This is a genomic window from Streptomyces sp. DvalAA-14, assembly GCF_900091855.1.
In the GTDB taxonomy this organism is placed as follows: Bacteria; Actinomycetota; Actinomycetes; order Streptomycetales; family Streptomycetaceae; genus Actinacidiphila.
In genome coordinates, this window is sequence record NZ_FMCH01000056.1 from 1 (window position 1) to 8,026 (window position 8,026).

Below are 8,026 nucleotides of genomic sequence, written 5' to 3' on the forward strand. Positions count from 1 at the left end.
GCCCGTGCCCGCGTCGGGCTCGGTGCGCGGGACGGTCCCAGTGCCGGCCCCCGAGGCGGCTTCCGTGATCGCGCCGGGCGCCGGGCCCGCCCCCGGGGACCCGGCCTGCGTACTGCCGTCGAGCATGCCGCGGGCCCGGACCAGATCGGTGTCGGTCCTGGCCAGTGCGGCGTTCAGCGCGGCGTCGGCCGCCCGGAGTTCACGCTCCCGGCGGGGCACGGAGTCGGCGAGGACGGTCGCCTGGTCCAGGGCGCTCTCGGCGGCGCGGACGAAGGCCGCGACCCTGCCGCGGTCGGCGCCGAGCACCGACCGGGCCTGGTCGAGGCTGGTGCGGGCGAATTCCAGCCGGTCGCGGGCCTCGGCCGGCTGCCCGGCCACCGCTTCCAGCGCGGCGTCGGCGTAACGCGCGGCCAGCGGGCCGAGCGCGGACTGCGCGGCGGCGATCCGGCCCGGCAGGGCGGCGGCGGTGGCCTCGGCGTGTTCCAGCAGCTGGGACGCGTGCTCCGCCATCGCCCGCAACCGGTCGAACGCCTCCGACTCGGCGTCGAGCCGCCGGTTGGCCTGGGTGCAGCGGGAGAGGATCTCGTCCAGTATCTGGCGCCGCGTCTCGTCGTCCTCCGGGAAGGCGTCGTCCAGGCTCTGGCGCAGCCGGAAGGCGGCGGTCAGCTCGCTCTGCGCGTACTCGACCGCCTCCCCGAAGGGCCGCGCCGCCTGCTCGCCGAACTGGGCGGCGGCGAAGCCGACGTCCTCCTGGCTGGTGCGGACCGCGTCGTCGGTGGCGACCAGCAGCTGCCGGGCCTGGGCGTCCAGCTCCGGCAGCGCGGTCAGCGGGGTGGGCCGTTTGGGGCGGGGCCGGGCCCCGTGCCACACGACGGGGCGTGGCGAGCGGCGGGGCAGCGGCTTCCTGCCGCGGCGCCGGCGGTAGACGAACAGGGCGGTGCCCGCCGCCACCGCGACCGCGGCGGCCGGGATCCAGAATTCGGCGGCACTGGTGCCGTTGCCGACGTCTCCGGGGTCGGGGGAGCCCGGGGTGATGGCGGGTGCCACCACCGGACGGCCGGCCAGCACCGCCGCATAGCCGTCGGACGCGCCGATCGAGGCGCCGGCCCAGTCGTCCAGCCGCAGCGCGGGCTCGATCGCCGCGTCGCCGACCTCGTTGAGCTGGTTCTGGGTCAGGCCCGAGTCCTGGTCGGCGGAGACCGCGTACTGCCGGTCGCGGGTCGCCACCGCCAGCAGCAGGTCCTGCCGGCCGAGGCCGTTCTTCACGGCGGTGGCGTTCGCCCAGTCCTGCGGGCCGGCGCCGGAGAAGCTGCCGACGTACACGACGAACAGCCGGATGCGCCGGGCGTCGTACAGCCCGTCCAGCGCGGACCGTACGGCCGGCGCGCGGCCGCCCAGCGCCCCCACCGTGTCGGTGATCCGCCCGCCGCGGGACAGCCGGACCGGATCATCGGCCCGCGCCTCGCCGGCCGGCGGCCCCGCCCAGAGGGCCACGGCGCCGACAGCCGCGAGGAACGCTGGGACCACCCGACGTCTCGTGCGCACCGCGCCGCCTCCCACAACCGCGCCACGACCCAGCGCGTGGCTCCTTTGGGGAGGCTATGTCGCTATCGCCCGCTTCGCGACCGCTGACCCGGCCCGGGGTCGGCGGCCGCCCGGGCCGGGTCCTTCGCGTCCTTCGCGTGCGTCGCGTCCTTCGTGTCCCGCGTGCGGCCCGTCCTTCGCGTCCGCCGGGCCGGCTACTTGCCGCGGCGGGTGATCTTGGCGCCCAGCCAGACCAGCGGGTCGTACTTGCGGTCGACCGCCCGCTCCTTCAGCGGGATCAGCGCGTTGTCGGTGATCTTGATGTGCTCCGGGCACACCTCGGTGCAGCACTTGGTGATGTTGCAGTAGCCGAGGCCGTGGTCCTCCTGGGCGGAGGAAGCCCGGTTCAGACCGGTCTCGGCGGCCGCGTCCAAGGGGTGCATGTCGAGTTCGGCGATCCGCATCAAGAAGCGCGGGCCGGCGAAGGAGGTCTTGTTCTCCTCGTGGTCGCGCACCACATGGCAGGTGTCCTGGCACAGGAAGCACTCGATGCACTTGCGGAACTCCTGCGAGCGCTCGACGTCGACCTGCTGCATCCGGTACTCGCCGGCCGCCACCCCCTTCGGCGGCACGAAGGCCGGGACCTCACGGGCCTTGGCGTAGTTGAAGGACACATCCGTCACCAGGTCCCGGATCACCGGGAAGGTGCGCAGCGGGGTGACCGTGACCGTCTCGTCCCGGTCGAAGACCGACATCCGGGTCATGCACATCAGCCGCGGCCGGCCGTTGACCTCCGCGCTGCACGAGCCGCACTTGCCGGCCTTGCAGTTCCACCGCACCGCCAGATCCGCCGCCTGGGTGGCCTGCAGCCGGTGGATGATGTCCAGGACGACCTCGCCGTCGTTCACCTCGATGTCGTAGTCGCGCAGCTCGCCGCCCGCCGCGTCGCCCCGCCACACCTTGAACCGCGCCGTGTAGCCACTCACCGGTCGAGCTCCTCGTCCGTCAGGTATTTGACCAGCTCGTCCCGTTCGAACAGGGCGAGCAGATCCGGCCGTATCGGGTCCATCGGACGCTGCCGCAAGGTGATCCCGCCGTCCTCGATGCCGGGCAGCGATCCGGCGGCGCCGGCTCCGCCCCGGGCCGCGGGCAGCTCGCAGACCAGGTTGACCTTGCGCCAGCCGCGGTCCATGCCCGGGTGGTCGTCGCGGGTGTGGCCGCCGCGGCTCTCGGTGCGCTCCAGCGCGGCCCGCGCCACGCACTCGCTGACCAGCAGCATGTTCCGCAGGTCGATCGCCAGGTGCCAGCCCGGGTTGAACTGCCGGTGGCCTTCCACGCCCGCCCGCCGGGCCCGCTGCTTCAGCACCGCCAGCCGGTCCAGCGCCTGTTCCATCTCCGGCCCGCGCCGGATGATGCCCACCAGGTCGTTCATCACCTGCTGGAGCTCCTGGTGCAGGGTGTAGGGGTTCTCGGGGGGTTGCGCCCCGGCCTCGGCCTCGGCCTCCGCGCTGAACGGCCGCAGCGCCTCCGCCGCCGCCGCGTCGATCTGCTCCTGCGGGGCGACCGGCCGGGCGGCGCGGCCACCGGGGCCCGCACCCGCGGCACCGGCCCGGGCGGAACCGGCCGCTACCTCGGCCGCCGGTTCGTCCGCCGCCGGTACGTCGCCCGCCGCTGCTTCACCGGGCGGTGCGTCGCCGGCCCACGCCCCCGGCGCCAGCCCGGCCGCGTACTCCGCCGCGAACAGCCCGGCCCGCCGCCCGAACACCAGCAGGTCGGACAGCGAGTTGCCGCCGAGCCGATTGGAGCCGTGCATACCGCCGGCCACCTCGCCCGCCGCGAACAGCCCCGGCACCCCGACCGCCGCCGCGGTGTCCGGCTCCACGTCGACGCCGCCCATCATGTAGTGGCAGGTCGGGCCGACCTCCATCGCCTCGGCGGTGATGTCCACGTCCGCCAGTTCCTTGAACTGGTGGTGCATCGACGGCAGCCGCCGCCTGATCTCCTCGGCCGGCAGCCGGGTCGACACATCGAGGAAGACCCCGCCGTGCGGGGTGCCGCGGCCCTCCTTGACCTCGGAGTTGATCGCCCGGGCCACCTCGTCGCGCGGCAGCAGTTCGGGGGGCCGCCGGTTGTGGTCCGGGTCGCTGTACCAGCCGTCCGCCTCGGCCTCGTCCTGGGCGTACTTCTCCTTGAAGACGTCCGGGATGTAGCCGAACATGAACCGCTCGCCGTCGCTGTTGCGCAGCACCCCGCCGTCGCCGCGCACCGACTCGGTGACGAGGATCCCCTTGACCGACGGGGGCCAGACCATGCCGGTGGGGTGGAACTGGATGAACTCCATGTTGATCAGCGGCGCCCCGGCCAGCAGCGCCAGCGCGTGTCCGTCGCCGGTGTACTCCCAGGAGTTGGAGGTCACCTTGAAGGACTTGCCGATGCCGCCGGTGGCCAGCACGACGGCCGGCGCGTCGATCACGAACAGCCGCCCCGACTCGCGGACGTAGCCGAAGACGCCCGCCACCCGGGCCTGCTCGGTGTCCTCCTTGAGGATCCTGGTGACCGTGCACTCCTGGAAGACCTTCAGCCGGGCCTCGTAGTCGCCGGTCTCGGCGAAGTCCTCCTGCTGGAGCGAGACGATCTTCTGCTGGAGGGTGCGGATCAGCTCCAGGCCGGTCCGGTCGCCGACATGCGCCAGCCGCGGGTACTCGTGGCCGCCGAAGTTGCGCTGCGAGATCTTGCCGTCCGGGGTGCGGTCGAACAGCGCGCCCCAGGTCTCCAGCTCCCAGACCCGGTCCGGGGCCTCTTTCGCGTGCAGCTCGGCCATGCGCCAGTGGTTGAGGAACTTGCCGCCGCGCAGGGTGTCGCGGAAGTGCACCTGCCAGTTGTCGCCGGCGTTGACGTTGCCCATGCTGGCCGCGATGCCGCCCTCGGCCATCACCGTATGGGCCTTGCCGAACAGCGACTTGCAGATCACGGCGGTCCGCATGCCCCGCTCCCGTGCCTCGATCGCTGCCCGCAGCCCGGCACCGCCCGCGCCGACCACGACCACGTCGTACGCGTGCCGTTCCACATTCGTCATCTAGAAGAACCTCGGATCGTCGAATACGCCGCTGGCCACCAGGTACACGTAGAAGTCCGCGACGGCGACGCTGATCAGCGAGGACCAGGCGAGCAGCATGTGGCGGGAGTTGAGCACCCCGACCCAGCCCCACAGCCGGTAGCGCACCGGGTGGGCGGAGAAGTGCCGCAGCTTGCCGCCGATGATGTGCCGGCAGGAGTGGCAGGACAGGGTGTACGCCCAGATCAGCGCGATGTTGATGACCATGACCAGGGTGCCCAGGCCCGCGTGGCCCCAGGCGCCGTCGGGGTTCCGGAACGCGAGCACCGTGTCGTAGGTGAGGATGCCCGCCACCGGCAGGGCCAGGTAGAAGAAGTAGCGGTGGATGTTCTGCAGGATCAGCGGCAGCCGGGTCTCGCCGGTGTACTTCGCATGCGGCTCGGCGACCGCGCAGGCCGGCGGCGACGCCCAGAAGCCGCGGTAGTAGGCCTTGCGGTAGTAGTAGCAGGTCAGCCGGAAGCCGAGCGGGAAGATCAGCACCAGCAGCGCCGGGGACAGGCCCCACCAGTCGCCGAACAGGTGCCAGTCCGCGCCGGCCTTCATGTCCGCGCAGTTGGACGCCAGGCACGGGGAGTAGAAGGGCGAGACGTACGGGGCCGAGTAGTAGTGCGCGCCCGCGAAGGCCCGCCAGGTGGAGTAGGCGACGAAGGCCGCCAGGCCCAGCGCGGTGACCAGCGGCGGCACCCACCAGCGGTCGGTGCGCAGATGGGGGGCGGTGATCGCGGCGCGGCCGGGCGTGCGGACGCCGCGGGCGGCTTTCGGTGGGCTGGGGGAGGTCGAGGGGGTCGTTCCGGTGGCCAAAGGGGACTCCGAAGGAGCGGGGGTGAGGGGTGGCGCGCGGCTGGGGGCGCGCGGTCAGGGCGCGTGCCGGTGGGGCGAGCCCAGCCCCTCGTCCTCGGCGTCCGTCCACAGACCGCGGTCGTAGGGCGCGTCGGGGATGGACACCATCTCGACGGTGCGGTTGCCGGCCGCGAGCGGCACCGAGTCCTGCAGCAGGTTGAGGCTTTCGCGCAGATGACCGGCGTCCGCCCGTACCCGGCGCATGTCCAGGCTGTCGCCCGTGTGCTCGTCCAGCCGGGCGACGCAGCGCATCAGATCGTCGAGCCGGCGCTGAACCGAGGTCAGGTCGTCGTGCAGGGACATGGAGGTGCCCTCACCATCTGCCGCCGTGCGGTGGGTGACGCGTGATCCGCGCCGCGCATTGGAGTGTCGCGCGTCACACCGCGTCTTGTGAAGACGGCTGCGTGGATTGCGGCCGCCCAGTCGATCGATGGGCCGCCCGGGTGGTCTCGGCGGCGCGGGTCGGCGCGGCGGCAGCCCGGCGGGGTACGGGTGCGATGGCATATGTCCATAAATCTTCCTATAAACGGCAGATGAGAACAGCTGATCATGTCCCCGGCGCATGGCGTACGCAGGCCGTACGGGCCGCCGCCGGGGCCGCGGAGGTGTCACCCCGATGAACCGCAGCCCCCTGAGCAGCCCCGTGACCGGCGGCGCGCAACCGGCCCTCCCCGTCCCGGCGCCACGGCGCCGGGCGGTGCGGATCGCCGTGGCGCTCGCCGCGGGGGCCGCGCTGACCTTGACCGCCTGCTCCTCCGGGAGCACCAAGGCGGCCGGCACCGCCGGGACCGATGTGGCGGCCGTCGCCCGGAGCGGGGTCCGCACCGGCGGCACCCTGCGCTGGGCGGTGGACGCCATGCCGCGCACCCTCAACGCCTTCCAGGCCGACGCGGACTCCGACACCGCGACGGTGGCCGGCGCCACCTTGCCGCTGATGTTCCGGCTCGACGGGCACGGCGAACCGAAGACCGACCCCGACTACGTCGCCAAGGCGGAGGTCAGCAAGCAGAGCCCCCGGCAGGTGGTCACCTACCAGCTGAACCCCCGGGCCAGGTGGAGCGACGGCAAGGCGATCGGCGCGGCTGACTTCATCGCCCAGTGGAAGGCGCTGGGCGGCCGCAACTCCGCCTTCTGGACCGCCCGCAACGCCGGCTACGACCGGATCTCCGGCATCCGGCAGGGGGCGACCGCCCAGCAGGTCGAGGTCACCTTCGGCACCCCCTACGCGGACTGGCGGTCGTTGTTCAGCCCGCTCTACCCGACCGGCGTCACCGCCACCCCGGACGCGTTCAACGAGGGCGCCCGCACCGAACTGCCGGTGGCCGCCGGGCCGTTCGCGCTCAAGGCGGTGGACGCCAAGGCCAAGACGGTCACCCTCGTGCGCAACCCCTCCTGGTGGGGCAAGCCCGCCAAGCTCGACCGGATCGTGCTGACCGCGGTGCCGCGCGCACAGCGGCCCGCCCAGCTCGCCGCGGGCAAGCTGGACCTCGCCGAGATCGACCCGGCCATGCTGGCCTCGGTCCGCCGGTCCCCGGGCGTGGCGGTCCGCAAGGCACCGGACGCGGCCTACGCGCAGCTGACCATGAACGGCAGCAGCGGACCGCTGGCCGACGAGCGGGTGCGGCACGCGGTGGCCCGGGCCATCGACCGCAAGAAGATCGCCGCGGCGGTGCTCAAACCGCTGGGGCTGCCGGCGGTGCCGCTCGGCAACCACCTGGTGCTGCCCTCGCAGCGCGGATACGCCGACCACAGCTCGGCCCTGGGCGCCTCCGACCTGCAGCAGGCCCAGGCACTGCTGGGCGACGCCGGCTGGCAGCGTTCCTCGGCCAAGACCGGTGAGAAGGCAGCCGGACCGGGCCGGGCGGCGGCCAACGGTTCGCTCACCGTCGTGGAGCCGAACCGGGTGGTGACCAAGGGCGGCAAGCAGCTCTCGCTGCGCTTCGTCCTGCCGGCCGACTCGCCGACGCTGGACGACGTGGGCGGGCGGATCGCCCGGATGCTGTCCGGCATCGGGATCCGCACCGAGATCAGCAAGGTGAGCGGGTCCAGCTACTTCCCGGACCACATCGCCTCGGGCGCCTTCGACCTGGCCCTGTGGTCCTGGCCGGGCAGCGCCTACCCCGCCACCGACGACGCACCGATCTTCGCCAAGCCGATCCCGGCCGCCGACGGCTCGCTGACCGTCGCCCAGAACTACTCCCGGGTCGGCACCGACCAGATCGACCAGCTCCTCACCCAGGCCGGCACCGAGCTCGACGCGGGCGCCGCCCGCGACCTCACCGCCAAGGCCGACGCCCGCATCTGGGCCGCGGCCGGCTCCATCCCCCTCTACCAGCGCCCCCAGGTCGTGGCCCTGCGCACCTCGGTGGCCAACGCCGGCGCCTTCGGCTTCCAGACCCCCTCCTACCAGGACCTCGGCTTCCGCAAGTAGCCCCGCGGGCAGCTGATCCCCCGCACGGCGGGGGGAGCCGGGCCGACGCCCCGCTCCCCCCGCCGTGCGCCTTTCCGTGCGCCGCCGCGCCCGATCGGCCCCGGCCGCGCCGGGCG

At 73.5% G+C, this 8,026-nt stretch carries 6 protein-coding genes; 1 reads left to right on the forward strand and 5 read right to left on the reverse strand.

Features of this window, described 5'->3' with window-relative positions:
- The 5 genes from GA0115240_RS02610 to GA0115240_RS02630 all read right to left on the reverse strand — a co-directional run.
- On the reverse strand, positions 1–1,545 hold a 1,545-nt coding region (locus GA0115240_RS02610; RefSeq protein WP_141708695.1), incomplete at its 3' end, for a TPM domain-containing protein.
- Positions 1,546–1,739: 194 nt separating this feature from the next.
- The gene (locus GA0115240_RS02615; protein WP_093735018.1) at positions 1,740–2,510 is read right to left on the reverse strand and encodes a succinate dehydrogenase/fumarate reductase iron-sulfur subunit; all 771 of its coding nucleotides are present in this window, start codon (positions 2,508–2,510) and stop codon (positions 1,740–1,742) included.
- Entirely contained in the window at positions 2,507–4,600 is a 2,094-nt protein-coding gene (locus tag GA0115240_RS02620; RefSeq protein ID WP_093735019.1) for a fumarate reductase/succinate dehydrogenase flavoprotein subunit, read from the reverse strand. Before GA0115240_RS02620 ends, GA0115240_RS02615 begins: the two co-directional genes overlap by 4 nt.
- Positions 4,601–5,440 (reverse strand): hypothetical protein, encoded by an 840-nt coding sequence (locus tag GA0115240_RS02625; protein WP_093735020.1) that lies wholly within the window; start codon positions 5,438–5,440, stop codon positions 4,601–4,603. It abuts the gene before it with no gap.
- Positions 5,441–5,494: 54 nt separating this feature from the next.
- Positions 5,495–5,782, reverse strand: a complete 288-nt coding sequence (locus GA0115240_RS02630) for a hypothetical protein (protein WP_093735021.1) — start codon at positions 5,780–5,782, stop codon at positions 5,495–5,497.
- Between the two features lie 313 nt (positions 5,783–6,095).
- Here GA0115240_RS02630 and GA0115240_RS02635 point away from each other — a divergent pair, with 313 nt between their 5' ends.
- Positions 6,096–7,910, forward strand: coding sequence for an ABC transporter family substrate-binding protein (locus GA0115240_RS02635; protein ID WP_093735022.1), 1,815 nt, complete (start codon positions 6,096–6,098; stop codon positions 7,908–7,910).
- Positions 7,911–8,026 lie beyond the last annotated feature (116 nt).

Excerpts from the sequence above, each read along its gene's own strand:
- GA0115240_RS02620 (WP_093735019.1), bottom strand. The coding sequence starts at position 4,600 with ATGACGAATGTGGAACGGCACGCGTACGACGTGGTCGTGGTCGGCGCG.
- GA0115240_RS02630 (WP_093735021.1), bottom strand. The coding sequence starts at position 5,782 with ATGTCCCTGCACGACGACCTGACCTCGGTTCAGCGCCGGCTCGACGAT.
- GA0115240_RS02635 (WP_093735022.1), top strand. The coding sequence starts at position 6,096 with ATGAACCGCAGCCCCCTGAGCAGCCCCGTGACCGGCGGCGCGCAACCG.